The following is a 25401-nucleotide window of genomic DNA, read 5'->3' as shown; positions in this document are numbered from 1 at the left end:
CCATCGCCAAGGACCGCCTCTATCTCTTTGACACCACGCTGCGCGACGGGCAACAGACCCAAGGCGTGCAGTTTTCCACGCCCGAAAAGCACATGATCGCCGAGGCGCTCGACGATCTGGGGGTGGACTACATCGAGGGGGGCTGGCCCGGTGCAAACCCCACCGACAGCGCGTTTTTTGCCGAACCGCCCCAAACCCGCGCGACCTTTCTGGCCTTTGGCATGACCAAGCGGGCAGGGCGCTCTGCCGAGAATGACGAGGTGCTGGCGGGCGTGTTGAATGCGAACACCAAGGCGGTGTGTATCGTCGGCAAGACCCATGATTTTCACGTCACCACCGCCCTTGGCATCTCGCTTGAGGAAAACACCGACAATATCCGCGCCTCTATCGCCCATATCGTGGCGCAGGGACGCGAGGCGCTGTTTGACGCCGAACATTTCTTTGACGGGTACAAGGCCAATGCCGACTATGCGCTTGCCTGTCTTCACGCGGCCTTTGGTGCGGGGGCGCGCTGGATTGTGCTGTGTGACACCAACGGCGGCACTTTGCCCGACGAGGTGCATGAGATCACCAAAGCCGTGATCGACAGCGGCATCCCCGGCGCCCGTCTGGGCATCCACACCCATGACGACACGGGCAATGCGGTGGCGAATTCCCTGGCCGCCGTCAACGCAGGGGCGCGCCAGATCCAGGGCACGTTGAACGGCTTGGGCGAGCGCTGCGGCAATGCCAATCTCATCACGCTGATCCCGACCCTGAAGCTGAAAGAACCCTATGCCTCGACCCTTGAAACGGGGGTCAGTGACGATGCGCTGGCGGGGCTGATCAAGGTCAGCCGGATGCTCGACGACATCCTCAACCGCGTGCCGACGCGCGCTGCGCCCTATGTCGGTGCCAGTGCCTTTGCCCATAAGGCAGGGCTGCACGCGAGCGCCATCCTCAAAGACCCCACGACTTACGAACATATTGACCCCGCGCAGGTGGGCAATGAACGTATCGTGCCAATGTCCAATCAGGCGGGCCAGTCGAACCTGCGTAAGCGTCTGGCAGATATGGGAATTTCCGTTGACCCCAAGGACGCGCGCCTTGGTGCCCTGCTTGAGCGGGTGAAAGAGCGCGAGACAGAGGGCTATTCCTACGACACGGCGCAGGCCAGTTTCGAGTTGCTGGCGCGCGACGAATTGGGCCTTTCGCCGGAATTTTTCGCCGTTGACCGCTACCGCGTGACAGTGGAACGCAAACGCGCGCCTTCGGGCAAGATGATGCACCTGTCCGAAGCGGTCGTTGTGGTCAATATCGGTGGGGAGCGGCACCTGTCGGTCTCCGAAAGCCACATGCCCGACGGGTCGGATGCCGGTCCGGTGAACGCGTTGTCCAAGGCGCTGGCCAAGGATCTGGGGCCCTATCAGGCCGTGATCGAGGATATGGATCTGGTCGATTTCAAAGTGCGCATCACGGGTGGCGGCGTCGAGGCAAAGACCCGCGTGACCATTGATCACGAGGACGCCACGGGGCGGCGCTGGTCGACGGTGGGCGTCTCGCCCAATATCATCGACGCAAGTTTCGAGGCGCTGCTGGATGCGATCCGCTGGAAACTGGTGCGCGACGGGGCCAAAGCGCTGGGAGCCGAATGATGGATTGGCAGGCCTGCGCCGCCTTGGTGGAAAAGGGCGATCCGGCGCGGTTTCGCGCGGTGATGGCGGCCCCCGTGGCGGCGCGCGCGCGGCTGTTTCCGATCTATGCCTTCACGCTTGAAGTCGCCCGTGCGCCCTGGCTTACCCGCGAAAGCATGATTGCCGAAATGCGTCTGCAATGGTGGCATGACGCGCTGGACGAAATCGCCGCTGGCGGGGTCATCCGTCGCCACGAAGTGGTCACGCCGCTGGCGCTTGTACTGGAGGAAGCCGTGGACACGCCCGCCTTGGCCGCACAGTTGCAAGGCGCCTGCAGCGCGCGTCTGTGGGACATCTACACGGATCCTTTCGACACGGATGCCGCGCGGGCCGACTATATTTCAAAGACTTACGTCGATCCTGTCGTGGTGTCCGCAGCGCTGTGCGAACTTGAGCCGCAGCATATCGATGTGGCGCGCGACATTGCCTTTGCCGGTGGGCTGGCGCGGTTTCTGGCCGCTGTCCCCGCATTGGAGGCACAGGGGCGGCAGCCGGTCGAGGGGCTGGCGCTGGAGCGCATCGCCCAGATGGCCGGGGACGCCTTGGCCAAGGCCAGAGCCGGCGCGGTGTTGATCGGCGCGCAGTCACGCAGCGCGCGCGCGCCACTCATCGATGCGATGATGCTGTTGCCGACCTTGAAACTGATCGCCACCGATCCCGAGCGCGTGCCCGCAGGGGCGCTGCCGGATCGCCCGATCCGCGACGGGTTGCGCTTGGCGGCCTTGGCTCAGGCGCCCAGCTGGGCTTTCGCCTGATACCACGCCAGAACATGCAGGCGGATGGCGGTCGCAAGGCCGGTGTCGGGCGCGCGCGCATCGTCAATTTCCGCCGCGAGCACATTGACGGGCTTGCCGTCGGCTTCGGCGATCTGGCGAAAAGCACGCCAGAACGGCGGTTCGAGCGACACAGATGTGCGGTGGCCATGCAGCGTGAGGGAATGTTTGGCCGGGCGGTCACTCATCCGTCCAGATCACTCATTCGTCGTTGTAATCGTTGGATTCATTGTCGCAATCGCCGTCGCCATGCTGGCTGTTGCGCTGCGATCCGCGCGCCGCTTCGCTGCCCGCCGTCATCTGCGGGTCGCGTTTGTGCCCGTCGAGCTTGCGATCCATATTGGCGCTCGTCGCCTCATCCAAGTGCCGCTGCGCTTTGGTGCGGCCAAATTTGGCAGCATTGCTGTCAGCCTTCGCACGCGCGTCCTCGCGGTCGCGGCGTTTGCGAAATTGGTTGAGGTTGGTGACGTTACTCATGCCGATCACCTTACACGTCCCAAGGCGTTGCTGCAATTCTTGTGAATATTCAGAGAGTTGATTTTTTATCAAACAGTCGAAAAATTTAAGGCAAAAAACCACCGGCCAAAGGGAAAAAAGGCGACCCGAGCGGGCCGCCTTTCCCATAAAACCAAGTGAGTCGCGCCTATTTCGGGCCGATCATGTCCTCGGGGCGGACCACGCGATCAAAGGTTTCGGCATCGACAAACCCCAGCGCGATGGCTTCCTCTTTCAAGGTGGTGCCGTTTTTATGCGCGGTTTTGGCAACTTTCGTGGCGTTGTCGTAACCGATCGTCGGCGCCAAAGCGGTCACCAGCATCAGGCTTTCTTTCATCAGCTTTTCAATGCGCGCTTCGTTCGCTTTCGTGCCCACAACCATATTGTCGGTAAAGGCCGAGGCGCTGTCGCCCAAAAGCTGCATGGATTGCAAGACGTTATAAGACATCATCGGGTTGTAGACGTTCAACTCGAAATGGCCTTGCGACCCGGCAAAGCCGATGGCCGCATCGTTGCCCATCACATGGGCGCAGACCATCGTCAGCGCTTCGGCCTGGGTCGGGTTTACCTTGCCCGGCATGATCGAGGAGCCGGGTTCGTTTTCGGGCAGAATCAACTCGCCCAGACCCGAGCGCGGACCCGACCCGAGCAGGCGCATGTCATTGGCGATCTTGAACAGCGACCCTGCAACGGTTTTGAGCGCGCCCGAGAACATGACCATGGCGTCATGGGCGGCGAGGGCTTCGAACTTGTTGGGCGCGGTCACAAAGGGCAGGCCGGTGATCTCGGCCATATGTTTGGCAACGGCTTCGGCCCAGCCTTTTTTGGTGTTGAGGCCCGTGCCCACGGCTGTCCCGCCTTGGGCCAGTTCGTAGATGTCGGGCAGGCAGGCGTTGACGCGCTCGATGCCTTTTTTGACCTGATGGGCGTAGCCGGAGAATTCCTGCCCCAGAGTGAGCGGGGTAGCATCCTGCGTGTGGGTGCGCCCGATCTTGATGATATCCTTGAATTCTTCGGATTTCGCAACAAGGGCGGCGTGCAGTTTTTCAAGCCCGGGCAAAAGGACATCGCGCGCCTGCATCCCGATGGCGACATGCATCGCGGTGGGAAACGTGTCGTTGGAGGACTGGCCCATGTTGCAATGGTCGTTGGGGTGCACGGGTGTCTTGGACGCCAGTTTGCCGCCAAGCATCTCAATCGCGCGGTTCGAGATGACTTCGTTGGCGTTCATGTTGGACTGGGTGCCCGACCCGGTTTGCCACACGACGAGCGGGAAGTTGTCGTCGAACTTGCCGTCGATGACTTCGCTTGCCGCGGCGATAATCGCATCCGCCAGCTCTGCCGACAGATTGCCTTGCGCGCGGTTTTCCATGGCGCAGGCTTTTTTGACCACCCCGAGGGCGCGGATGATCGGCACGGGCTGCTGTTCCCAACCGATGGGGAAGTTCATGATCGAGCGCTGTGTCTGCGCGCCCCAATATTTGTCGGACGGAACTTCGAGTGGGCCGAAGCTGTCGGTTTCGGTACGTGTCGTGGTCATCGCGGCATCCCTACAAAAAAGGTCAGTGTCGCGTGCTGTGATAGGGGGTGGGGCCACGCAATGCAATTGCGCTGAACGGGCTGATAGCGCAATCAAGCGGGAAAAACGCGTCAAGCCGCGGGTTGTGATCACAGGAAAAACCTCCGTGATCACATCGCGATAAGGGAAAAGTCAGGCAGCTCTATTTGCGGAATTTGTCGAGGCTGACGATTTCCGCATCGCCCGTGGGGGCAGGGCGCTCGGGCGTTGCGGGGCGCTCATGCGTGGCCTCGTCGAATTCGGCGACATCGCCATCCGCGGCATCGTCATCCTCGTCCTCGTCGTCTTCCTCCCCGACATGGGTTTCAAAACGCAGGCCGAACTCGACCGAGGGGTCCACGAAGGTGCGGATCGCATCATAGGGGATGTATAGCGGTTCCGGGCTATCCCCGAAATTCAGGGTGATTGAAAAGCCGTCATCCGTCACATCGAGATTGTCGAACCAATGCTGGATCACGACGGTCATTTCTTCGGGGTAACGGTCCGACAGCCAATCCGCGAGTTCGACATCGGGGTGCATCGTGTCAAAGGTGATAAAGAAATGATGCGCCCCGGGAAGCCCGTCAGCGGCGACGCGGTCCAGAACCTTGCGGATCAGTCCCCGCATGGCGCTATGCATCAGGTTTCCGTAGTCGATGGAATTGGCCATCGGGTATCCCCTTATCGTCGTGCAATCATCGGGCGGGCAAGGCGTCGCAGTCCGGTTGTGGTGCGCAGCCCGAGCGCTGCAACCTCTTGCGCGTGCAAGCCACGTCCCCGGCCCGTTCACCCCGACCTGTTAATGTCGCACAGCATAAGGGATTCTGGACCGAAGGAAAGGGCGAACCAGCGCGTTAAGGGGATGGGGCCAGTCGATCTGCTGTCGATCTTCGGCCGGTGCTTTGACGGGGCGCTGTGTCGGGGCGACGTTGGGGCGCTTCCATGACAGCACCGCCGCAAAACGACCCAAAGGCCCGTGGCAACTGCACCCGTAACAGCGCATCTGGCGCAGGCCAGCGGGGGGTCAGGAAAAGCGCATCCCCGACAGCGCCAGGGCAAGCGTATCTTTGGGAAGGGCCCCCACCTGTTCCAGAAATCCTAGGAAATCAAAGTGGTTATAGGCTTCGACGATCAGCCCGCCTTCCATGCGCATCATCACATGGCCATTGATTTTAACGGGTTGCATTGTTTCGGCCGATTTTGCGGCCATGCTGACCATGGCAGAGACCCAGTCGTCTTGGACCAGAACCAGATCGACGGAAAATTTGATTTCGCGCAGCATACTTTGCACCGCGAGAACAAGGTCGCGCATATCGGCTGCGCTGGCTTGCAGGTCGGGCATCATCCCGTTGGCTGCTGCTTGCGGAGCAAAAAATTCATCGACGGCGTCCAAGTCGCCTTGTGACCAAACCCGGTCGTACCAAGACTGCAACAGCTGTTGATACTCCATGCTGTCGGCCCTCTCGTGTTATAAGTTTCCTAGACTGAGAGGTTTAGACCAATTTGCTTAATGTTTTCTCACCAAGCCCGCGCCGCAGGGGCGTGTCACGTTGACTGCGCTGCAAGTGCGCCGTTGCACAGCTGTCTTGGGCCGTGAGCCGGGCCGTGAGCGGGCAAGGAAAAGGTGGAATGCGGGAAAAGTGCAGGTTTCTGTTGCCAGGTACCTGCGAACCCCGCCTTAGGTCGCTAAACCCAAGGACTTAGGTTTCGATATTTCGCACAGCTTACGCTGCGAGAGCCATCGGAGCTTTGTTGTCATTTGCAACTAGCTTAAGTGTACCGATAACGGTGGTAACTCACCGAAACAAAGCAAACCCCTTTAGACGTCCGTCGATCCTATTTCGTCCCCATGATCCAAACCACAACCGCCTCAAATGAAGGCCGGATGCAGCGGTGTTATGGTGGAGACGCCGGGTACCGCCCCCGGGTCCGATCCGCGTATTACGAGCGCGTTTATGTCCATAGTCGAGCAAGCCCGACAGGCCCTACTTAGGCGCAAATGCCGACGGCTTCAAGGGGGCAGGGCCACAGCACTCTGCGCGCGGTGCCACAGAAAAACGCCGCCCCCAAGGAGAGCGGCGTTTCAAAGTCATTCTCGATATCAGGGCCTTAGAAGCCGGCTTTGATTTTCTCGAACTCTTCGGATTGTTGTTCGCGCAGGGCGATAGGCATGGGAAGTTGCGCGAGCACAGGTGCGGCGATCGGGCCGAGACCCGCAGCGACCAAAGCCTCTTCTCCCAAAGCGTCGAGCGCGGGTTTGTTGGATTGGCCCCAACCGGCATCCAGCAAGGGTTCGGTGGTCGAGGGGTCGAGGAAGGCATTGAGGAAATCATAGGCCTTTTCCTCATCGCCGGGGCCGTCTTTGAGGTTCACATAGCCACAGAGCCAGAGCGAGGACCCCTCGGCCGCTTCGCGCTGAAAGCCGATGGGGAAGGATTCCTCGACCATCGTGGGCAGGGTTTCGTTCCACGCCCAGCTGACCAGAACCTCGCCGGTGGCCATCAACTGGCTCAACTCGCCCGGATCGATCCAATAGGTGCGCAGGTAGGGATGCACCGCACGCAGCCAGGCGGAGGCGGCTTCGAACTGCTCCTGGGTCGCCGTGGTCCAATCGGTCACGCCGGTGGCAAGATAGGCCAGCGCATAGGCGTCATCGACATTGTCGGGAATGGTCAGCCGCCCCTGATATTTGGGGTTTTGAAACACCTGAAGGCTGGCAACATCCTCGGCAGGGACTTCGTCGGTGTTATAGGCGATGGCCGTGGAGCCGAAATCGGTCGGGATAAAATAGGCCGCATCGGTGGTCACGGACTCGCCGGTCAGATTGGCATCCAGATCGGCGTAATGGGTGATCTTGCTGGTATCCCACGGCTCGAGAATATCCGCCTCGATCCATTTGCTGACCGACCCGGCGCAGACATGGCTGACATCGGCCTTGAAGCCCGACACCAGTTTTTGCAGCGCTTCGTCTTCCTCGCCAAAAAAGGCAAAGGAGGGGCTGTCCCCGTTCTTTTCGAGATAGGTCTGATGGAAGGCAGGATCTTCGAAACCGGAGTAGTCAAAGACCAGCAGATCGTCGTCGGCGGCCAGCAGGGGCGTGGCGCAAAGCGTGGCCAAACTCGTGCCAAGCAGAAGGGATTTGAGCGTCATGTGCGTCTAGAACTCCACAGATGAAAAGGGATCAGTGCAAAGACGCTAAGCGTGCCTGCGCGGGCTCGCAAGAGGTCTGATGCGCGCGACTTGCGGTTTTTTGCCCATTCAACGGGCAAAATTATCGTTGCGCTGAAATTTGCGGCGCAAATTTTCGGGGTGGCGCGGGCAAAATTCTTCGACGAAGAATTTTAAGCGGCGGATTTTTAGCTAAAAATCCGCCTTGCCCTGCCGGGTGCGTGCGCGCCCGCCGCGCCGCAGGTTCTTTTGGGCGGCGCGCCGCTCGCTTAGAGCGGCCATCACCTGCGCGCGCGCTTGGGGTGTCAGGCTGGACCAGCTTGCAATTTCGTCGAGGCTGCGCTGGCATCCGATGCAAAACCCCGTCACCGGATGCATTTGGCAGATGTTGGTGCAGGGGCTTTCGATTTCGTCGCGGCGCCAAGGATCCGTCATGTCGCACGTCCAATGTGGCTTAACCTGTCCAGCGCGCCTTGCAAAATATAGCCCGCCGCCACCTGGTCGATAAGTTCGGCCCGCCGTGCGCGCGAGGTATCGCTTTCCAGCATCGCGCGTTCGGCGGCGACTGTGGACAGGCGTTCGTCCCAAAAGCAGATCGCCAGATCAGGGGCAAATTCGCGTGCCAGATTGCGCACGAAAGCGCGGCTTTTCTGGCAGCGCGCGCCTTCGGATCCATCCATGTTGCGCGGCAGCCCCATCACCAGACCGGCGATGTCGCGCTTTTGCACGATCTCCATTAAGGCCTGCGCATCCAGCGTGAACTTCTTGCGCCGGATGGTGGTCAGCGGCGAGGCGACCGAGCGGAAGGTATCAGAGACCGCGATGCCGATGGTTTTCTCGCCGAAATCGAGGCCCACAAGGCTGCGCATGGCGGGCAGGGCGGCGGCAAATTGCGCGATGTCGTCGTAGATCATGGGGCCACCCCTGCGGTGCGGGCTGCGGTTGCGATTGTTGCGGTTGCGGCGGGATCGCTTGCAAAGACGCTTTGGGCCTCTTGCCAGATCGCGCGCGCGCGTTCAGTTTGGCCCAGCACGCCAAGGGCCGAAATCAACTGCGCCCATTCTGGGGCGGTGCCGCCGGAATTGGCAAGCCGTGCAGAGAGGCTTTCGACCATGCCTTCGATCATCGCGCTGCGGTCGCTGTCGGACAGGTCTGCGGCGTTTTCGATGTCTGCGGCGGTGGGGCCGGCCAGCGGTGTGGCCGGTGGCAGCGTGTAGCGCAGGCCCGCTTCTGCGGCGAGGTCCTCGATGCGGGCGCGGATCGGGGCGAGCCAGGGGGCGTCGGGGGCCGAGCTGGTGACCAGCGGTTCCCAGAGGCGAAACGCCAGATCGGGACGTCCGGTTTGGGCAAACATCAGCCCCGAATAGTAGCGCGCGGCGGCGTTTTGCGGGTCACGGCGCAGGGCTTGGGTCAGGGCGTCTTCGGCCTGCGGCGAGACATAGCCATTGGCGGCAAGGATCATCATATCGGCCAATTGCACATAGTCTTGCGCCGTTGCGGCCGCGCCCTTGGTCTCGATCAGACGGGTTTGTGCCTGATGCGCCTGAACAAAATGCCCCAAGGCCGCTTCATTGCGGGCCAAAAGGCGCAGGCCGGTCTCATCGTCACCACGGGTCTGCAGCGCCTCGCGCAGCTGGGCGACAAGGGCTTCGAGGTCGGGGTTGGCCGCAGTTTGCGGCGCAAGGTCAAGCGCGGCGACTTCGGCCTCGGCGCTGCTTTGGCTCGGGCGGGTTTGACGGGTGGTTTCAGCGATTTCCAACCGCTTTTGCAACGGCAGGTCGATGTATCCCGGCGCACCCAGATCCCAATAGAGCCAGGCCGCTGCGCCCACGACCCCCAGCGCCAGAAGACCCGCCGCAAGCGGCGAGGCGGTAGCGGTGAGGGCAGGGGCAGGGGTGCTGCGTGCCGTGTCGAGCAGGCGGCGCGACACTTCGGTATCGGCGCGTTTGGCATCTTCGGGCGATATCGTGCCGCGCGCCAGATCGCGCTCGATTTCAGTCAGCTGGTCGCGGTAGACCGCGCGCTCGACCTCGGCCCGCGCAAGGGGGGCTTTGCGCAGGCCGCGCCCGTTGCGCATCGCCAGCGCCAGCGTGGCCGCAGCCAGCAGCGCCATCGCGGCGGCAACGATCGAGAAGCTTGCGGGGATGTCGAACATGGCCAAGGCGCCCTTTTCAAACGGTGATCGTGTCAAACGGTGATCGTGTCGGTTGCGCCTCCTTTAGCGGCAACGGGCGCGCGGGAAAAGGGTCAAGGCGCTGCTGCCTGCGCGCCATTGGTCGCAGTCGCAGGCCGCCGCTGTACGCGAAGCCGCGGGCATGGAACCAATTTTCGCCGCGCTGCGTTGCCTTTTCAACAGACACAGACATTGGACGAATTCATGAGCGATACTCCTAAAACCGCATCGGGCAATACTGCATTGGCTTTCATTTTGGGCGCGGTGGTCGTCGTTCTGGCCGGCTTGGTTTGGTATATGAGCACGGGCGGCGAGTTGCCCGGCGCGTCCGAACCGGAAATCCAGATCGACCTTCCGGGCGACAACTGATCGGGGCAGATCGCGCGCGCCCGCAGCCTCCAGAGTAAGGGGCGATTTTTATCCCGTCCAACGATGAGCAAATTTCAGCGCTATCACAACGGGTTGTGCGGCGAAAACATGCCACGCCCCCTCAGTGGTCCTTGCGCGCTTGCGCCAAACGGGGCCGTGATGTGCAAAGGCGACAGAAAAACACAGGCTTTCACAGCCCGATGTTGGCAAATGCACAAAGACAATCGCCCCTCAGACCTTGACCACGGGGCATTTGCGGCACAGGTATGTGGCAGAAGACTAACCAGACTCTCAAAAAGGTATTTCAAAATGGCTTTCGAACTTCCAGACCTTCCCTATGCCCATGATGCGCTTGCCGATCTTGGCATGTCCAAAGAGACCCTTGAGTACCACCACGACCTGCACCACAACGCCTATGTCACCACGGGCAACAAGTTGATCGAGGGCACCGAGTGGGCTGGCAAATCTGTCGAAGAGATCATCAAAGGCACCTATGATGCGTCTTCGGTGGCGCAGTCGGGCATCTTCAACAACGCCTCGCAACATTGGAACCACACCCAGTTCTGGGAAATGATGGGTCCCAAAGGCGATGTGATGCCGAGCGAGCTTGAAAAAGCCATCACCGAGTCGTTCGGCTCTGTCGACAAGTTCAAGGACGCCTTCGCGGCAGCAGGCGCGGGTCAGTTCGGCTCCGGCTGGGCCTGGCTGGTCAAAGACGTGGATGGCGGCCTGAAAGTCACCAAAACCGAAAACGGCGTGAACCCGCTGTGCTTTGGTCAGACTGCCCTGCTGGGCTGCGATGTGTGGGAACATTCCTATTACATCGATTTTCGCAACAAGCGTCCCGCCTATCTGTCGAACTTCCTCGACAAGCTGGTGAACTGGGACAACGTCGCCTCGCGCCTCTAAGGGGTGCTTGCGGCGCTGGCACGAAACAGCGTTTGCAATCAGATGACGGGCGCTCCCTTGCGGGGGCGTCTTTTTTCATGCGCGGGTTTTCGCTTTTAAATCATAATCTTGCGCGATCACATTCTCGAATTTTATGGAACGGGTCAGGGCGCGGCGCGTTGAATTTGCGACACTGACACAGGAGGTCGCAATGACAGGTATCAAATCCGGTGCATGGGTGGTCGTCGCAGATAGCGAAAAGGCCCTTTTTCTCGAAAACATGACGGACGCGCAGGACCCCAATCTGGTGGTGCGCCGCGTGGATGAACAGGACAATCCCTCCGATGGGGCGCAATCGGCCAATCGTCCGGGACGGATGGATGGGGCGGGCGGGCGCTCGGCCTTTGACGACACCGATTGGCACCAGCTTCAAAAGGAACGCTTTGCCGAGGATCTGGCCGAAACCCTGTATAAAATGGCGCATAAGCATCGCTTTGAAAGCCTGATCATCGTGGCGTCACCGCAGGTGCTGGGGGATTTGCGTCCGCATCTGCACAAAGAAGTAAAAGACCGGCTTGTGGGGGAGATTGCCAAGACGCTGACCAATCACCCGCTCTCGGAGGTCGAAAAGATCGTGTCCCACGCGGCCGCGTAACGCGCAGGCTGCGACGCCCGCCTCCGTCGGGCGGGGCATGGTGGGGCGGGAGAGTTGTGAGGTTCTCTCCCGTCCTCTGGATTTCAAACCCTCGCGAAGAACTCTGAGCTTTGACCCTCGCGAAGAACTCTGAGCTTTGACCCTCGCGAAGAACTCTGAGCTTGGATCCTCGCGAAGAACTCTGAGCTTGGATCCTCGCGAAGCCTCCTGAGCTTTGAGCCTCGCGAAACACGTTGCGCGTGCCCCCCTTTGCGGTCGGGCGCGTTTTTATGCGCGAGGGACGCCTGTGGTCGCGCGCGCAGCCCCGCTGCCGCTCAGGGGCGGCGATAGCGCTTGCAGCGCGGCGCAATCCGGTGTTTTTAGCTGGGCAATTTCGACTAATCTGGCGCATCCGATGACATTGAGCGATCCGCAAAAAGGCGCTTTGGCGCTCTTTGGCACCTACACGGCTTGGGGGCTTTTGCCGCTGTATTACCGCCATTTCGCGGATATGCCGCCGGTTGAAATGCTTGCGCATCGCACGCTTTGGACCTTTGTCCTCTTTGCCGCGTTCATGGCGATGAAAGGCCGCTTGAAAGAACTGCCGCTTCTGTTTCGCGCGCAGTTTTTCAAAGTGCTGGCGGCGGGCGTTTTCATCGCAACCAACTGGTTTCTCTATATCGGCGCGGTGGGCGCGGGCAAAACCATCGCGGCGTCCTTGGGGTACTATATTTTCCCGCTGGTCTCGGTGCTGATGGGGCTTGTGATCTTTCGCGAGCGCCTGCACGGGATGCAGATCATCGCGATCTGCCTTGTGGCGATTGCGGTGGGTATTTTGACCCTCGGCTTTGGCGCGCCGCCCTATCTGTCGTTGGGCATGGCGTTCAGCTTTGCCGCCTATGGCGCGGTGAAAAAGACGATGACAGCGGGGCCGATCCTGTCGGTGACCGGGGAAGTCGCCTTGCTGGCCCCCTTCGCGCTGATCTGGCTGGTGGGCGCGCAGCTGTACGGGTGGGGCGCAGACGCAACCCACCCGGCGGGACGCTTTGGCAGCTCGCTGGGCGATAGCCTGTTGATTGTCTTGTCGGGCGTGTTTACCGGCGTGCCGCTGTTGTGGTTTGCCTATGGCGCAAAACGCCTCACGCTGGTGGCCACGGGCCTTGGGCAATATTACAACTCGTCGCTGCAACTGGCTGTTGCGGTATTTCTCTTTGCAGAACCCTTTACGCGCTGGCATGCGATTGCCCTGCCGATCATCTGGTTCGCGCTGGCGCTGTTCATGGTGCAGGTCTGGCGCGACGAGCGGGCAAAATCGCGGGCGCTGGACATGCCGCTGGTCTAGCGCCGTGTCCCCCCTTTGGGGGGGGGGCTCTATCCGGCGATCTGCGCCAGCGCGCCTTGCAACGCATCGACGGTGTGCACGGTGCGATAGGACGCCGTGAGGGAAGCATCGGCAAACCCCCCCGCGACCAGATGCGCCACCAACCCGTCCAGCGGTGCCCAATAGGCATTGGTCGAAAGCAGAAAAATCGGCTTGTCATGCAGGCCGATCTGTTTCCACGTCAGCACTTCGAAAAACTCGTCGAGCGATCCGGCACCTCCGGGCAGAACCACGATCACATCGCAGTTCATGAACATGACCTTTTTGCGCTCGTGCATGTTTTCGGTGACGATGAAATGCGACAGGTCACGCTTGCCGACTTCGCGGTTGAGCAGGTGCACGGGGATGACACCAAAGGTATCGCCACCGGCGTTCTGGGTGGCGCGGGCCACTTCGCCCATCAGCCCGACATCGCCCGCGCCATAGACCAAACGCCAGCCGCGTTCGGCGATCATGCGGCCTGTTGCGCGCGCGGCCTGTGCAAATTCGGGATCATGGCCCGACCGCGAGCCGCAAAAAACGCAAACAGATAAGGCAGCAGGGGCCGAGGGCGCACGGGAGGGCGCAGGGGAGAGTGGCGCAGATGCCATGAGATGAACCTTTCACTACACAGGCTTTTGACCCGTGATAGCGGCGTTGCTAAGCTGTCTCAACCGCCAATGGGCGGATTGTTGCGCAAGCACCCGGTCGCGATCAATTCGCCTGCATGGCGCGGGCGAGGACGGGTGAAACAGGCCCGGGATCGGGCCAGATACGGGGACGGATATGGCAAAGAACCTGATGGGCGGTGTGGTGACGGGCTTGGCCGCTGCGGGTGTGGTGCTCGTGGTCGCGGGCGGTGTCAGCGTGGTCCTGCCCGGCCTCTGGACCGGCAGCGATCCTGCGCGCCCTTTGACGGCTGACGCGCCCCAAGGACAGGGGGCTTTGCGCGCACCGGCCAATGACACCCGCGCCCCCGAGAGCCAAACCACCCAAAGCGAGGCTCTCGGCGCGCCGGCGGGGGGCACGGGACAGCCGGAGGGAATGCCAGAGGGAATGCAAGCGGCACTTCCAGAGGGCGCGGATGCGGATATCGCGACTGCCGCGACCCCGCGCGTTGCGCCCCATGCCCTTGCGGGCGGGAGCGGCGGCGGCGCAGACCCTCAGGCGGCAAGCCGACAAGACTCCGAGGCCACAAGCCGACAAGATGCGGAGACCACGGCAGACAGCGACCTTGCCAGCGCGCAAGACCCTGTCCGCGAAACCGGCGCGGATGTCGCGCAGCAGCAGATCATGCCCAGCTTTGATCTGGTGCGCCTTGACGGGGATGGTGCCGCCGTGGTTGCGGGCCGCGCCGCCTCCGGCGCGCAGGTGTCGGTGATGTCGCAAGGCGTGGAAATCGCGCGCACCCAAGCCGATGCGGCAGGCAATTTCGTCGCTCTGTTCGATTTGGCAACCGAGAGCGCCCATGCGCTGACCCTCTCGGTGACTGATGCCAGTGGCAACACCCAGCTGTCCCAAGGCGTCGCCCTCGTGGAAGCGGCTGCGCCGCAAGAGGGCGGGGGTGCTCCGAACGCCCCCTTGGCCCAAGGCGACACCGCCGCGCGCGCGCAGGTCGGCCCGAACGCAGATCCGCAAGCACACCCGAAACCCGCGCCAACGGTGCTTTTGGCGCAGGGCGGTGCCGTGACGGTGCTGCAAAACGCCACCAGCGCGGCGCAAAGCGCCTCCGGCGATCAGGCTGAAGGCAGCGCCGCGCAAACCGCCATCGACGCAATTTCCTACGATGCGGCGGGCGGCGTCGTTCTGTCGGGGCAGGCACCGGCGGGCAGCCTGGTGCGGATCTATCTGGATACGGTTTTGATCGGCGAAACCGGGGTGGGCAGCGATGGCAGATGGCAGTTTTCCCCCGACGATCCGGCGGCGATCGCAGCGGGTACCTACCAGCTGCGTGCCGATGCCATCGGCCCTGACGGGGCGGTGCTGTCGCGAATCCAAACCCCCTTCAAACGTGAAGATATCGCCCAACTCGCGCAGCTGCGCTTGCAGGCTGAAACGCAGGCCCAAACCCAGGCCGCCCTGCAGGCGCGCACGGGCGAAACAGTGGGCGAAACGGCGGGCGAGCCCGTGGCAGAAACGGGGGCAGAGATGGGGGCAGAAACGGGCGCAACGCAGAGCGGTCAGGCTTTGGCGCGAACCGCCGCGCAAAGCGAAAGCACCGGCGTTCCCGTCGCGGGGGCGTCGCTTGCGGGGCTGTCGGCGCAGGGGCAACGCCCCCAAACCGCCGCCCAAACCCAAAGCACCAAGGCCGCGAAACCTGCCAAAAACGCTGCGGTGGCGGCGCAGGACGGGCTGGCGCAGGACGGTCAGGACGCTTTGACCGCTCAGGCCTCTGGGGCCGCTGGAACAGGCCTTGCCGAAACGGGGGGCGATGTTGGCACTGCGCAGCCCCAAACCCGTGCCGAAGTGATCACCGTCCAGCCCGGAAACACGCTTTGGGGCATTGCCTCGGCCAGCTACGGCGACGGGTTTGCCTATGTGCGGGTGTTTCGCGCCAATGAGGGCAAGATCACCGATCCCGACCTGATTTACCCCGGGCAGGTGTTCACGGTTCCCCCGCGCTGACCCTAAGCTGTGGAATTTCGCGCGCCGCGCCTGGTGGCTTGGGTTGTGCGCGCAGGGCTTGGGCTTTAGGTTGGCGGCTGCTACAGCGCAGGCCAGTTCGGGCCCTGCGCTCAGCCTGCCAGAAGGACGACAGATGCGCGGCTATTCCAGCTCTTCCCCGACCGATCAAAAGCCCCCACAAAAAACGGACAGCCTGCGCGTGATCCGCGCGATGGTGCCGTTTTTGTGGCCGCGCGACAATCGTGGCAACCGTATCCGCCTGATCGTGGCCTTGGTGCTGTTGTTTTCGGCCAAAGGGATCGAAACCGCCACGCCTTTCTTTTTCAAATCCGCCGTCGATGCCCTGGCGGGCGAGGCGCAGGGCACATCGCTGGCCATGGCCAGCGTGCTTGGCGCGGTCGGCCTGACGCTGGCCTATGGGCTTGCGCGGGTGACGACGGTCGGTTTTCAACAGATGCGCAACGTGCTGTTTGCGCCGGTAGGGCAAGCGGCGCTGCGCAAGCTGGCGATCCAGACCTTTGAGCATATCCATGCGCTGTCGCTGCGCTATCACCTTACGCGCAAAACCGGTGGCCTGAGCCGCGTCATCGAGCGCGGAGTGAAGGCCGTGTTCTTTCTGCTTGATTACCTTGTATTTTCTTTGATGCCGCTGTTGGTGTCACTGCTGTTTGTTCTGGCGGTTTTCGGCTTTGCCTTTGGGGTGTCCTATCTGGTGGTCGTTGCGCTGACAATCGTGTGTTACATCGTGTTCACGCTGCAAGTGACTGAATGGCGGGTAAAAATCCGCCGCGAGATGAACGCGCAGGACACGGATGCGAACCAGAAAGCCATCGACAGCCTGCTGAATTTCGAAACCGTTAAATATTTCGGGGCCGAAAAACGTGAGGCGGCGCGCTATGACCGCGCGATGGCGGGCTACGAAAAAGCCGCTGTCAAAACCGAGATTTCGCTGTCTTTCCTGAACTTTGGCCAATCGCTGATCATGACGGTGGGTCTGGTCAGCGTAATGGTTCTGGCGGCGATCGGCGTGCAGAACCAAACGCTCACTGTGGGCGATTTCGTCATGGTCAATGCCTATATGATCCAGATCACCATGCCGCTGAACTTCCTTGGCTCCATGTATCGCAACATCCGCCAAGCCCTTGTGGACATGCATGAAATGTTCGAATTGCTCGACCAACCCGCCGAGATCACCGATCGGGCGGACGCGCAGCCCATCAAGGTTGCGGGGGGCGCGGTGACGCTTGAGGATGTACGCTTTGGCTATGACCCGAGCCGCGAGATTTTGCACGGCATCAGCCTGTCGGTGCCTGCGGGCAAAACCATTGCCATCGTCGGCCCGTCAGGGTCGGGAAAATCCACCATCGGGCGGCTGTTGTTTCGCTTTTACGATGTCACGGGCGGCGCGTTCAAAATCGACGGGCAGGATCTGCGGGACGTAACCCAGGACAGCCTGCACGCCCAGATCGGCGTGGTGCCCCAAGACACGGTGCTGTTCAACGACAGCATCGGCTACAACATCGGCTACGGGCATGAAAACGCAACGCAATCCCAGATCGAAGCTGCCGCGAAAGCCGCGCAGATCCATGATTTCATCGCCGGTCTGCCGGCGGGCTATGACACGGCCGTGGGCGAGCGCGGATTGAAACTGTCGGGGGGCGAAAAGCAACGCGTCGGCATCGCACGCACCCTGTTGAAAGACCCGCCGATCCTGTTGCTCGACGAGGCGACTTCGGCGCTGGACACCCAGACCGAGCAGTCGATTCTGAGCGCGTTGAAACGTGCAGGCGAGGGGCGCACGGTGCTGACCATCGCGCACCGCCTGTCGACCATCGCGGATGCGGATGAAATCGTCGTTCTGGAGGCCGGGCATATCGTCGAGCGCGGCACCCATGAGGCGCTGTTGCTTGCGGGGGGGCGGTATTTTGCGATGTGGAACGCGCAGGCTGAAGAGCGGGCTGAAGAACGGGCCGAGGAGGGGCCTCGCGCGTAGGACGACCTGCGTCGCGCGCCGGGGGATTCGGGGGATGGGGGCAAAAAGCGCCCCCGTGATGGGCACGGGACTTGGCAAGGCCTTGAAGTGATCCATCTTTCAGCCTCCCGCGTATGAGGGAGAACAGAAAGAGGACCCTATGGCCGAGACGACGATCTGGTGGCTGCGCCGCGACCTGCGCTTGCGTGACAACCCCGCTTTGGTGGCTGCGGCCAAGCGCGGCGCCGTGATCCCTGTGTTTATCTGTGACACCTCGGTTGACGAGCTTGGCGCAGCGGCGAAATGGCGCTTGGGGTTGAGCTTGGCGGATCTGGACGCGCGGCTGCGCGCCTTGGGATCGCACATCGTCTATCGCACCGGAGAGGCTTTGGAAGTGCTCGATCTGGTGATCGAGGAAAGCGGCGCAACGGGCGTTTTCTGGAACCGCTATTATGAAAAGCGCGCCGTCGAGCGCGACAAGGCGGTTAAATCGGCGCTGAAAGAGGCGGGCGTCGAGGTACAATCCTTCAATGCGCATCTTTTGTTCGAACCTTGGGAGGTCGAGACCAAGCAAGGTGGCTATTACAAGGTCTATTCCCCCTATTGGCGTGCCGTCAAAGACCGGCCGATTGCCGACCCTCTGGCCGAGCCTGCAATCAGCGCGCCTGAGGTCTGGCCGCAAAGCGAGGCGCTAAAAGACTGGGATTTGGGGGCGCAGATGCGGCGCGGCGCGGATGTCGTGGCGCAGCATGTACATGTGGGCGAAGAGCGGGCGACCGCGCGGCTGGGAGCCTTTGTGCGCGACCGGATCGACGACTACAAGGACGCGCGCGATTTCCCGGCCCTTCCGGCGACCTCGGGCCTGTCTGAAAACCTCACCTACGGGGAAATTTCGCCGCGATCCATATGGCATTCGGGCGTGCGGGCGCGCGAGGAGGGCAAGCGCGGGGCCGAACATTTCCTCAAGGAACTCGTCTGGCGCGAATTTGCATGGCATTTGCTGTGGCACGAGCCGGATCTGGCAACGCGAAACCACCGCGAGGGCTGGGACGACTTTCCTTGGCGCGGCGATAGCAAAGCGGCAGAGCGCTGGCGGCAGGGGCGCACGGGCATTCGCTTTGTGGATGCGGCCATGCGCGAACTCTACGTGACGGGCACGATGCACAACCGCGCGCGCATGATCGTCGCTTCCTATCTGACCAAGCACATGATGACGGATTGGCGTGTCGGGCTGGCCTGGTTCGAGGACTGCCTGATCGACTGGGACCCGGCCTCCAATGCCATGGGCTGGCAGTGGGTGGCGGGATCAGGGCCGGATGCGGCGCCGTATTTTCGGGTGTTCAACCCCGACGGGCAGGCGGAAAAATTCGACAAGAACGGGGACTATCTCAACGCGTGGATTGCCGAAGGCCAGTCCGATCCGCCCGCAACGGCGCTGTCCTATTTCGAAGCTGTGCCAAAGGCATGGGGCCTTGGCGCACAGGACAGCTACCCCGAGCCGGTGGTGGGGTTGAAAGAAGGACGCGAGCGGGCTTTGGCGGCCTATGGCAACCGTTAGCGCGCAGCGCACCCAAGGGCACAGGCCTGATGCGTTTTTGCGCGCGCGGGGGTGACGCGGCGGGTTTTCAGGCTAGATTAACACGGGACAGGCGGGTGACATTGCGCTGCAATGCAACGGCTGCGACGACAGGGGCGACGCATGAGCGAGACGATTTATACCACCACCGAAGGCCAGAGCGGCCTGCCGCGCTATTTCGCGCAGGTCTTTGATATTGCGAAAGGTCTGGGCAATGGCCGCCTTGATCTTGCGCTGGATGACGGGCGGGTGTTTCGCGCGCAGGGGGCCAAAACCGGACCCGTGGCGCGGGTGGAAATCCACAACAAGGACACGTTTGCGCGGCTGATCCGCGAGGGCGATCTGGGCTTTTGCGACGCCTATATCGAGGGCTGGTGGTCCACACCGGATTTGCAGGCGTTTCTCGACCTGATCCACGCGGATAACGACGTGCTTTGGGACGGGTTTCCGGGGATGAAACTGGTGCGCGCCTATGAACTGATGCGCTTTTGGATGCAGTCCAATTCCAAAAAACAAGCCCGCAAGAATATCTCCCATCACTATGATCTGGGGAATGATTTCTACGGCCTGTGGCTGGATGACACGATGACCTATTCGTCCGCGATCTATGAAAGTGGTCAGGAAAGCCTCGAAGCCGCGCAGATCGCGAAATACAAATCCATGGTTGATCTGATGGGCGTCAAGGCGGGCGATCACGTGCTGGAAATCGGCTGTGGTTGGGGCGGATTTGCCGAATATGCCGCCGGAACGCGCGGGCTGCGGGTCACGGCGCTCACCATTTCCCAAGAGCAACATGATTTCGCCGTGGCACGGATGCAACGGCTTGGCCTGTCGGATCGGGTCGAGGTGGTGATGCGCGACTATCGCGATGAGCGCGGCTCCTATGACGGGATCGCTTCGATCGAGATGTTCGAAGCAGTGGGCGAAAAATACTGGCCTGCCTATTTCAACACCGTGCGCGAGCGCCTCAAACCGGGGGCAAAAGCCACGCTCCAGATCATCACCGTGCGCGATGACAAGTTTGAAAGCTATCGAAAGGGTGTTGATTTCATTCAAAAATACATCTTTCCGGGGGGGATGTTGCCCTCGCCCAAGGCGCTGCGCGCGCAGATCACGCAGGCGGGGCTGGAATTTCAGAAATCCATCGAGTTCGGCGAAAGCTATTCGATCACCCTGCGCCGCTGGCACGACACGTTCAACGCGCGCTGGTCTGAGGTGGCAAAGCACGGATTTGACGAGAAATTCCGCCGCATGTGGAATTTTTACCTTACCTCTTGCGCGGCAACCTTCCACAGCGGAAACTGTGACGTGACACAGGTTACAATGACGCGCCCTGCCTGAGCGTTGGGAAGGGGCGCGCAGCACGAGGTACGAGCGCCCTATGCCCACCGCATCCAAACTTGTCGCGGCCCTTTGGTTCGCGGGACTTGCGTGGTTTTCGTCGCAACTGGTCAAACCCTACATGCCCGAAGGCACGGGGTTCGGGTGGTTTTGCGAAGTCTGCGCGGGCATCGGATTTTTGATCGGATGGGTGTTTTTGGGCAAGCGCGCAGGCGATACGATGCGCGCCGCTCTGGGCTATGGGTTGACGGCGTCGCTTTTGACCACGGCTTGGGCGCTGTTCCTGTTTTCAGGCCGCGAAATGATCCTGCGGGCTCTGGCGCGGCGCTATGACGGGCCGATGGAGGCCATCATCGCCACGTTCGAACTGGTCAAGGATTACGCGATCGTCATGGCCAAGCCGGATGTGCTTGGGGCCTTGATCGTGGGCGGGTTGATCGGCGGCTGGCTGGTCGAGCGGACCGCCAGAAGCTGGAGCTGAGGCCATGGCGTTGAAAGAGATGTTGCGCGGGGCGCTGCGCGCCGGGGGGCTTGCGCCGGATCGGTGCGAGGCGGCTCTGGCCTATCTGTGCGCGGTGATCGGCCCTGACACGCGGCTAGAATTGATGCGCGCCGCTGTGCCCGAATTGATGCTGTGCTTTGACACGCTGACGGTCGAACAGGCGCGCGCGCAACTGCCCAAAATCCTGCTGCGCGCCCAATGCCGGCTGCATGCCGGTCAAAACCGCCCCTCGCGCTGGTCGCAAGCGCAGGGGCGCGACACGATTGACGTTGCGGTGGCGCGGATGCCCTACAACGCCTTTTTCGCGGTGCGTGAAGACGATCTGACCCATCCGCGCTTTGATGGCACGCGCTCGGCGCTGATCAATCGCGCCGCGTTCATGATGGGGGATGCGGTGTCGGTTATGCCCTATGACCCGCTGCGCGATCGCGTGTTGCTGGTCGAACAGTTCCGCTTTGCGCCCTATGCGCGCGGCGATGCCTTTCCTTGGGTGATCGAGCCGGTCGCAGGGCGCATTGACCTTGGCGAGACCCCCGAGGAGGCGGCGCGGCGCGAATGCGTGGAGGAGGCAGGGCTTGCGTTGCAAGAGCTGGTCGCCTGCGGGCAGTTTTACCCATCCCCGGGCGGTGTCAGCGAATTCATGTATTCCTTCGTGGCCTGCGTCGCGCTGCCCGACGATCTTGCGGGGTTTGGCGGCCTGGAATCCGAGGATGAGGATATTCGCACGCTTCTTTTGTCCTTTGACGCGCTGATGGAAATGGTGGACACGGGGGCTGTGCAAAACGGCGTGCTTCTGGCCTCGGCGCTTTGGCTGGCGCGGCATCGCGATCGGCTGCGCCGCGCCGTTTAGCGCGTTTCGCCGTGCCGTTTAGCGCGTTTCGCGGGCCTTCATCGCCAGCCAGATCAGCGCGCCGCCCGCCAGCGCGAGCAGGGGCAGCATCGCCAGATTCACCGCCGTCCAGCCTGCCTGCGCCGACCCGCCCGAGCAGTTCATCAAACCGCCCGAAGCAAGCGAGGCCACCGTCACGCCGCCAAAGACGATCAGATCGTTCAGGCCCTGGATGCGGCCGCGTTCCTCGGGGGTGTGGGAGGTCGCCAGCATCGTCGTCGCACCGATAAAGCCGAAATTCCAGCCGATGCCCAGCAGGATCAGCGCGCCGAAGAAATTGGCCAGCGCCACGCCCGAGAGGGCCGTGATCCCCGCGCCTGCAAGGATGAACAGCCCGAGGGCCATGATCCGTTCCACCCCGAAACGGCTGATCAGATGGCCGGTGAAAAACGAGGGCACAAACATCGCAAGCACGTGGAAGGCGACCACATCGGCCGCGTTGTTTTGCGTAAACCCGCAGCCCACAACGGCCAGCGGCGTCGAGGTCATCACAAGGTTCATCAGCGCATAGGAGACCATGCCCGTGATGATTGCGACCGCGATGCGCGGGGTGCGCAACAGCGCGCTGCGGCTGCGGCCCTTGGGGGCGGTCCCCGCCGGCACAGGCGGGCGGGGGATGTCGAGAAACAGGAACAGGCCCGAGCCGATGACATTGATCGCCATCACCGCCAGATAGGTGCCGAAAAACGGGATGACCAGCGCTTGGGCCGTGGCCTTGACCAGTTGAGGGCCGATGAGGGCGGACACGAGCCCGCCCGCCAGCACGTAGGAAATCGCTTTGGGGCGAAAGGCCGGCGCGGCTGTATCGGTGGCGGCAAAGCGAAAGAACCCCTGCGAGGACTGGTAGACTCCCGTCAGCAACCCGCCCGCGCAAAACAGCCAGAAATTGGCGGTGAACAGCGCATAGGCACAGACGGCGGCGCCAAATGTTCCGGCGGTGGTTCCGACCCAAAATCCCGCGCGCCGCCCATGGGTCTGCATGAAATTCGACAAGGGCGTGGCCGCCAGCATCGAGCCGAGCACGATCATCGAAATCGGGAGCGTCGCAAGGCAGGGATTGGTGGCCAGCGACTGGCCTGCCAGCCCGCCGATGGTAAAAATCATCGGCATCTGCGCGCCCAAAAGCGCCTGCGCTATCACGAGGATCGCAACATTGCGCTTGGCGCGGGCGGAGGCCGGCGCCGGGGCGGGCAGGGGAGCGGTCTGTGTCATGTCGGTCTGTCTCGCGAAGGGCAGGGTTTAAGGGAAGCGGCGATCGATCAGATGCGCAAAGGAGCCAAAGCTGTGCCCCGCGCGCAGCCCCATGTCGGGCAGCTTTGCCCCACTGGCGTCGCGCGCGCTGAACAGCGGCGCGCCGCGCGCCTGTTGGGTTGTGGCGTAATGGAATTCATGCGCCGCCCAGGCACCGGCGAGGGGCGCGTGGTCGGTAAAGACTTCGCGGTAGCCCAGATGCAGCTTGCGGGTGGCAAAAGACGTCGTGAGGTCCAGCAACCCCGCCATTTTATGGGCGCGGCCCTCGGCATCGATCAGGGTCTCGCCCAGCACCATGTAGCCGCCGCATTCCCCGTAGGTCGGGGTGGTTGTGGCCTGCGCGCGCAGGCTGGTCAGAAACCGCGCGTTGCTGGCCAATGTGCCTGCGTGAAGTTCGGGGTAGCCGCCGGGCAGAAAGGTGAAATCGGCGGGGGGCACGGGATCGTCGTTGAGCGGCGAAAACGGCAGGATTTCAGCGCCCTGCGCGTGCCAGTCGGCCAGTTGATGGGGATAGGCAAAGGCAAAGGCCGCATCGCGGGCCAGCGCGATACGCTGCGCGGGGGGGGCAAGGCGCGCAGCGGCGGCGGGCTTTGGGGCACTAGCCAACGCACACAGGCGCGCCAGATCAAGGCTGGCAGCGATCCTGCCCGCAGCCAGATCGAGAAACCCCTCGAGATCGGGGTGTTCGCCCGCCTGCACGAGGCCAAGGTGGCGCGCGGGCATCATCAGGGCGCTGTCACGGTGCACCGCGCCCAGCAGGGCGATGTCATGCTTTGCGCACAGCGGGCCAAGGGCGCTGCGCAGCATGGCCTCATGGCGGGGCGAGCCGACGCGGTTCAGGATCAGCCCCGCGATGCGTATTTGGGGATCGTGGTGCACAAAACCGGCGGCAATCGCGGCAACGGATTGCGCCATGGACGCGCAGTCGATCACCAGAACCACCGGAATGTCGAGGGCTTTGGCCAGCGCGGCGGCGGACCCGCGCCCCTCGGGAAAGGCGCCGTCAAAGAGGCCCATCGCGGCCTCGACCACCGTCAACCCCTCGCGCGCGACAAGGCTGCACAAGCGCGCCGGCGTCATGGCAAAGGCATCAAGATTGAGCGCCTCCTGTCCGGTCGCGGCGGCGTGAAACCGCGGGTCGATGTAGTCGGGGCCGGATTTCGCGCCGCGCACGTCAAGGGCGCGCAGGCGCAGCGCGCGCAGGATTCCCAGCGTCACGGTGGTTTTGCCCGCGCCCGAACTCGGGGCGGCGATCATCAGGGCGCGCGCGCTCATGGGCGGCGCAGCGGATCGAGGTTGCGCGGGGCTTCGCCCAAGGCCATTCCTTGCCAGTCGAGCACCTGGCGCAAGAGCACCGCAGGGCCGATGCACAGGATTGCAGGCGACCCGATGCCGCTGCTTTGCATGTCGCTTTCGAGCCTGCCAAGCGTCGTTTCTAATACGCGCTGGTCGGGCAGCGTGGCGTTTTGCACGACCGCGACGGGTTCACTGGCCAAGCGATCGGCGCGGATCAGCCGTGCGGCCAGATCGCCCGCCACCCGCGCCCCCATGTAGACGACCAGAACAGGTGCGCCGCGCGACAGGGCGGTCCAATCAAGCGGGGCAAGCGCGCCGCGTGCATCATGGCCGGTGACAAAAGTCAGCGCGGTGTTGGTGTCGCGATGGGTGACGGGAATACCGGCATAGGCCAGCCCGCCGATACCGGCGGTGATCCCGGGAATGACGCGGATCGGCACGTTGTTTTGCACCAGAACCTGCGCCTCCTCGCCGCCGCGCCCAAAGACGAACGGGTCGCCGCCCTTGAGGCGCAGAACCCGTTTGCCCGCGCGCGCCAAAGCCACGAGTTCCTCGGAAATATCCGCCTGTTTCACCGATCCTGCCACGCCACCGCGCTTGCCCATGGCGATTTTGTCGGCCCGCGGCGCCCAGTCGAGCAGCGCAGGATTCACCAGCGCATCAAAGACGATCACATCGGCCTGCGTGAGCGCATGCAGCCCGTGCAGCGTCAACAGGCCAGGGTCGCCCGGACCAGCCCCCACCAGCCAGACCCAGCCCGCCTCGAAGCGCGGCCAGTCGGTGTCGCAAAGCGGGGGCAGGTGAAGGGGTGGGACCTGCGAAGGTTCAAAGGGCGGGTTGGGGATCTGTGTCATGGCT

The 25401-nt window shown here is 62.5% G+C and carries 25 protein-coding genes and 1 other RNA gene; 12 read left to right on the top strand and 14 right to left on the bottom strand.

Translation table 11 applies throughout. From position 1 onward, the window contains the following. Positions 1 to 2 precede the first annotated feature (2 nt). Together cimA and AQS8620_RS08295 are read left to right on the top strand one after the other, a co-directional pair. Positions 3 to 1634 carry a citramalate synthase gene (gene cimA / locus AQS8620_RS08300; RefSeq protein WP_085836432.1) on the top strand — a complete coding sequence of 544 codons (1632 nt, stop codon included), beginning with the start codon at positions 3 to 5 and terminating at the stop codon, positions 1632 to 1634. Beyond that, positions 1634 to 2428, top strand: coding sequence for a squalene/phytoene synthase family protein (locus AQS8620_RS08295; RefSeq protein WP_085836376.1), 795 nt, complete (start codon positions 1634 to 1636; stop codon positions 2426 to 2428). Before cimA ends, AQS8620_RS08295 begins: the two co-directional genes overlap by 1 nt. On the opposite strand, the gene AQS8620_RS08290 is transcribed toward AQS8620_RS08295, so the two are convergent. From AQS8620_RS08290 to ccmI, 10 genes are all read right to left on the bottom strand, one after another. Continuing rightward, complete coding sequence (locus AQS8620_RS08290; RefSeq protein ID WP_085836375.1) at positions 2401 to 2634, bottom strand: ribbon-helix-helix domain-containing protein; 234 nt, start codon at positions 2632 to 2634, stop codon at positions 2401 to 2403. The two genes, AQS8620_RS08295 and AQS8620_RS08290, sit on opposite strands and share 28 nt — an antisense overlap. Positions 2635 to 2647: 13 nt before the next feature. After that, on the bottom strand, positions 2648 to 2923 hold the full coding sequence (locus AQS8620_RS17275; protein ID WP_085836431.1) for a DUF4169 family protein: 276 nt from the start codon (positions 2921 to 2923) through the stop codon (positions 2648 to 2650). 166 nt (positions 2924 to 3089) lie between these two features. Further along, positions 3090 to 4481, bottom strand: coding sequence for a class II fumarate hydratase (fumC, locus tag AQS8620_RS08280; RefSeq protein ID WP_085836374.1), 1392 nt, complete (start codon positions 4479 to 4481; stop codon positions 3090 to 3092). A 181-nt stretch (positions 4482 to 4662) separates the two neighbouring features. Beyond that, positions 4663 to 5169, bottom strand: a complete 507-nt coding sequence (locus tag AQS8620_RS08275; protein WP_085836373.1) for an SspB family protein — start codon at positions 5167 to 5169, stop codon at positions 4663 to 4665. A 354-nt stretch (positions 5170 to 5523) separates the two neighbouring features. Further along, positions 5524 to 5949 (bottom strand): ester cyclase, encoded by a 426-nt coding sequence (locus tag AQS8620_RS08270; protein WP_085836372.1) that lies wholly within the window; start codon positions 5947 to 5949, stop codon positions 5524 to 5526. A 189-nt stretch (positions 5950 to 6138) separates the two neighbouring features. Next, positions 6139 to 6518: a transfer-messenger RNA gene (gene ssrA / locus AQS8620_RS08265) on the bottom strand. A gap of 90 nt (positions 6519 to 6608) precedes the next feature. Then, a complete protein-coding gene (locus tag AQS8620_RS08260) occupies positions 6609 to 7649 on the bottom strand; it encodes an ABC transporter substrate-binding protein (protein ID WP_085836371.1) in 1041 nt (346 codons plus the stop codon). Positions 7650 to 7859: 210 nt separating this feature from the next. Further along, entirely contained in the window at positions 7860 to 8102 is a 243-nt protein-coding gene (locus AQS8620_RS08255) for a DUF1289 domain-containing protein (RefSeq protein ID WP_085836370.1), read from the bottom strand. Continuing rightward, the gene (gene ruvX / locus AQS8620_RS08250; protein ID WP_085836369.1) at positions 8099 to 8581 is read right to left on the bottom strand and encodes a Holliday junction resolvase RuvX; all 483 of its coding nucleotides are present in this window, start codon (positions 8579 to 8581) and stop codon (positions 8099 to 8101) included. Before ruvX ends, AQS8620_RS08255 begins: the two co-directional genes overlap by 4 nt. Beyond that, positions 8578 to 9822 (bottom strand): c-type cytochrome biogenesis protein CcmI, encoded by a 1245-nt coding sequence (gene ccmI, locus AQS8620_RS08245; protein WP_085836368.1) that lies wholly within the window; start codon positions 9820 to 9822, stop codon positions 8578 to 8580. The genes ruvX and ccmI overlap by 4 nt, the downstream gene beginning before the upstream one ends. Before the next feature lie 222 nt (positions 9823 to 10044). Here ccmI and AQS8620_RS17145 point away from each other — a divergent pair, with 222 nt between their 5' ends. The 4 genes from AQS8620_RS17145 (at position 10045) to rarD (ending at position 13073) form a co-directional block, all read left to right on the top strand. After that, a complete protein-coding gene (locus tag AQS8620_RS17145; RefSeq protein ID WP_200809606.1) occupies positions 10045 to 10209 on the top strand; it encodes a hypothetical protein in 165 nt (54 codons plus the stop codon). A 309-nt stretch (positions 10210 to 10518) separates the two neighbouring features. Further along, a complete protein-coding gene (locus AQS8620_RS08240) occupies positions 10519 to 11118 on the top strand; it encodes a superoxide dismutase (RefSeq protein ID WP_085836367.1) in 600 nt (199 codons plus the stop codon). Between the two features lie 190 nt (positions 11119 to 11308). Further along, positions 11309 to 11752 (top strand): host attachment family protein, encoded by a 444-nt coding sequence (locus tag AQS8620_RS08235; protein ID WP_085836430.1) that lies wholly within the window; start codon positions 11309 to 11311, stop codon positions 11750 to 11752. Positions 11753 to 12146: 394 nt separating this feature from the next. Then, positions 12147 to 13073: an EamA family transporter RarD gene (rarD, locus tag AQS8620_RS08230; protein WP_234990423.1), complete on the top strand. Its 927-nt coding sequence runs from the start codon at positions 12147 to 12149 to the stop codon at positions 13071 to 13073. A gap of 29 nt (positions 13074 to 13102) precedes the next feature. Here the strand turns inward: rarD and AQS8620_RS08225 are convergent, their stop codons facing one another. Beyond that, on the bottom strand, positions 13103 to 13702 hold the full coding sequence (locus AQS8620_RS08225; RefSeq protein WP_085836366.1) for an LOG family protein: 600 nt from the start codon (positions 13700 to 13702) through the stop codon (positions 13103 to 13105). Positions 13703 to 13877: 175 nt separating this feature from the next. Between AQS8620_RS08225 and AQS8620_RS08220 the strand changes: the two genes are divergently transcribed. From AQS8620_RS08220 to AQS8620_RS08195, 6 genes are all read left to right on the top strand, one after another. Next, positions 13878 to 15716, top strand: coding sequence for a LysM peptidoglycan-binding domain-containing protein (locus AQS8620_RS08220; protein ID WP_085836365.1), 1839 nt, complete (start codon positions 13878 to 13880; stop codon positions 15714 to 15716). Positions 15717 to 15849: 133 nt separating this feature from the next. Continuing rightward, on the top strand, positions 15850 to 17709 hold the full coding sequence (locus tag AQS8620_RS08215) for an ABCB family ABC transporter ATP-binding protein/permease (RefSeq protein ID WP_085836364.1): 1860 nt from the start codon (positions 15850 to 15852) through the stop codon (positions 17707 to 17709). 139 nt (positions 17710 to 17848) lie between these two features. Then, positions 17849 to 19246: a cryptochrome/photolyase family protein gene (locus AQS8620_RS08210; RefSeq protein WP_085836363.1), complete on the top strand. Its 1398-nt coding sequence runs from the start codon at positions 17849 to 17851 to the stop codon at positions 19244 to 19246. A gap of 141 nt (positions 19247 to 19387) precedes the next feature. Then, the gene (locus tag AQS8620_RS08205; RefSeq protein ID WP_085836362.1) at positions 19388 to 20605 is read left to right on the top strand and encodes an SAM-dependent methyltransferase; all 1218 of its coding nucleotides are present in this window, start codon (positions 19388 to 19390) and stop codon (positions 20603 to 20605) included. A gap of 40 nt (positions 20606 to 20645) precedes the next feature. Further along, positions 20646 to 21086, top strand: coding sequence for a TrgA family protein (locus tag AQS8620_RS08200; protein WP_085836361.1), 441 nt, complete (start codon positions 20646 to 20648; stop codon positions 21084 to 21086). Positions 21087 to 21090: 4 nt separating this feature from the next. Next, entirely contained in the window at positions 21091 to 21957 is an 867-nt protein-coding gene (locus tag AQS8620_RS08195) for an NUDIX domain-containing protein (RefSeq protein ID WP_085836360.1), read from the top strand. A gap of 18 nt (positions 21958 to 21975) precedes the next feature. On the opposite strand, the gene AQS8620_RS08190 is transcribed toward AQS8620_RS08195, so the two are convergent. The 3 genes from AQS8620_RS08190 to cobA are packed head-to-tail and all read right to left on the bottom strand — an operon-like array spanning position 21976 to position 25397. Next, positions 21976 to 23208, bottom strand: coding sequence for an MFS transporter (locus AQS8620_RS08190; protein WP_085836359.1), 1233 nt, complete (start codon positions 23206 to 23208; stop codon positions 21976 to 21978). A 27-nt stretch (positions 23209 to 23235) separates the two neighbouring features. Then, positions 23236 to 24522 (bottom strand): cobyrinic acid a,c-diamide synthase CobB, encoded by a 1287-nt coding sequence (locus AQS8620_RS08185; RefSeq protein ID WP_085836358.1) that lies wholly within the window; start codon positions 24520 to 24522, stop codon positions 23236 to 23238. Continuing rightward, positions 24519 to 25397 carry a uroporphyrinogen-III C-methyltransferase gene (gene cobA, locus AQS8620_RS08180; protein ID WP_085836357.1) on the bottom strand — a complete coding sequence of 293 codons (879 nt, stop codon included), beginning with the start codon at positions 25395 to 25397 and terminating at the stop codon, positions 24519 to 24521. Before cobA ends, AQS8620_RS08185 begins: the two co-directional genes overlap by 4 nt. Positions 25398 to 25401 lie beyond the last annotated feature (4 nt).

The organism is Aquimixticola soesokkakensis (assembly GCF_900172375.1).
Classification (GTDB): domain Bacteria; phylum Pseudomonadota; class Alphaproteobacteria; order Rhodobacterales; family Rhodobacteraceae; genus Aquimixticola; species Aquimixticola soesokkakensis.
This window is presented reverse-complemented; position numbering and strand designations above follow the sequence as displayed.

Coding starts and splice junctions, on each gene's coding strand:
- AQS8620_RS08295 (WP_085836376.1), top strand. CDS start 1,634: ATGGATTGGCAGGCCTGCGCCGCCTTGGTGGAAAAGGGCGATCCGGCG.
- AQS8620_RS08290 (WP_085836375.1), bottom strand. CDS start 2,634: ATGAGTGACCGCCCGGCCAAACATTCCCTCACGCTGCATGGCCACCGC.
- AQS8620_RS17275 (WP_085836431.1), bottom strand. CDS start 2,923: ATGAGTAACGTCACCAACCTCAACCAATTTCGCAAACGCCGCGACCGC.
- fumC (WP_085836374.1), bottom strand. CDS start 4,481: ATGACCACGACACGTACCGAAACCGACAGCTTCGGCCCACTCGAAGTT.
- AQS8620_RS08275 (WP_085836373.1), bottom strand. CDS start 5,169: ATGGCCAATTCCATCGACTACGGAAACCTGATGCATAGCGCCATGCGG.
- AQS8620_RS08270 (WP_085836372.1), bottom strand. CDS start 5,949: ATGGAGTATCAACAGCTGTTGCAGTCTTGGTACGACCGGGTTTGGTCA.
- AQS8620_RS08260 (WP_085836371.1), bottom strand. CDS start 7,649: ATGACGCTCAAATCCCTTCTGCTTGGCACGAGTTTGGCCACGCTTTGC.
- AQS8620_RS08255 (WP_085836370.1), bottom strand. CDS start 8,102: ATGACGGATCCTTGGCGCCGCGACGAAATCGAAAGCCCCTGCACCAAC.
- ruvX (WP_085836369.1), bottom strand. CDS start 8,581: ATGATCTACGACGACATCGCGCAATTTGCCGCCGCCCTGCCCGCCATG.
- ccmI (WP_085836368.1), bottom strand. CDS start 9,822: ATGTTCGACATCCCCGCAAGCTTCTCGATCGTTGCCGCCGCGATGGCG.
- AQS8620_RS17145 (WP_200809606.1), top strand. CDS start 10,045: ATGAGCGATACTCCTAAAACCGCATCGGGCAATACTGCATTGGCTTTC.
- AQS8620_RS08240 (WP_085836367.1), top strand. CDS start 10,519: ATGGCTTTCGAACTTCCAGACCTTCCCTATGCCCATGATGCGCTTGCC.
- AQS8620_RS08235 (WP_085836430.1), top strand. CDS start 11,309: ATGACAGGTATCAAATCCGGTGCATGGGTGGTCGTCGCAGATAGCGAA.
- rarD (WP_234990423.1), top strand. CDS start 12,147: ATGACATTGAGCGATCCGCAAAAAGGCGCTTTGGCGCTCTTTGGCACC.
- AQS8620_RS08225 (WP_085836366.1), bottom strand. CDS start 13,702: ATGGCATCTGCGCCACTCTCCCCTGCGCCCTCCCGTGCGCCCTCGGCC.
- AQS8620_RS08220 (WP_085836365.1), top strand. CDS start 13,878: ATGGCAAAGAACCTGATGGGCGGTGTGGTGACGGGCTTGGCCGCTGCG.
- AQS8620_RS08215 (WP_085836364.1), top strand. CDS start 15,850: ATGCGCGGCTATTCCAGCTCTTCCCCGACCGATCAAAAGCCCCCACAA.
- AQS8620_RS08210 (WP_085836363.1), top strand. CDS start 17,849: ATGGCCGAGACGACGATCTGGTGGCTGCGCCGCGACCTGCGCTTGCGT.
- AQS8620_RS08205 (WP_085836362.1), top strand. CDS start 19,388: ATGAGCGAGACGATTTATACCACCACCGAAGGCCAGAGCGGCCTGCCG.
- AQS8620_RS08200 (WP_085836361.1), top strand. CDS start 20,646: ATGCCCACCGCATCCAAACTTGTCGCGGCCCTTTGGTTCGCGGGACTT.
- AQS8620_RS08195 (WP_085836360.1), top strand. CDS start 21,091: ATGGCGTTGAAAGAGATGTTGCGCGGGGCGCTGCGCGCCGGGGGGCTT.
- AQS8620_RS08190 (WP_085836359.1), bottom strand. CDS start 23,208: ATGACACAGACCGCTCCCCTGCCCGCCCCGGCGCCGGCCTCCGCCCGC.
- AQS8620_RS08185 (WP_085836358.1), bottom strand. CDS start 24,522: ATGAGCGCGCGCGCCCTGATGATCGCCGCCCCGAGTTCGGGCGCGGGC.
- cobA (WP_085836357.1), bottom strand. CDS start 25,397: ATGACACAGATCCCCAACCCGCCCTTTGAACCTTCGCAGGTCCCACCC.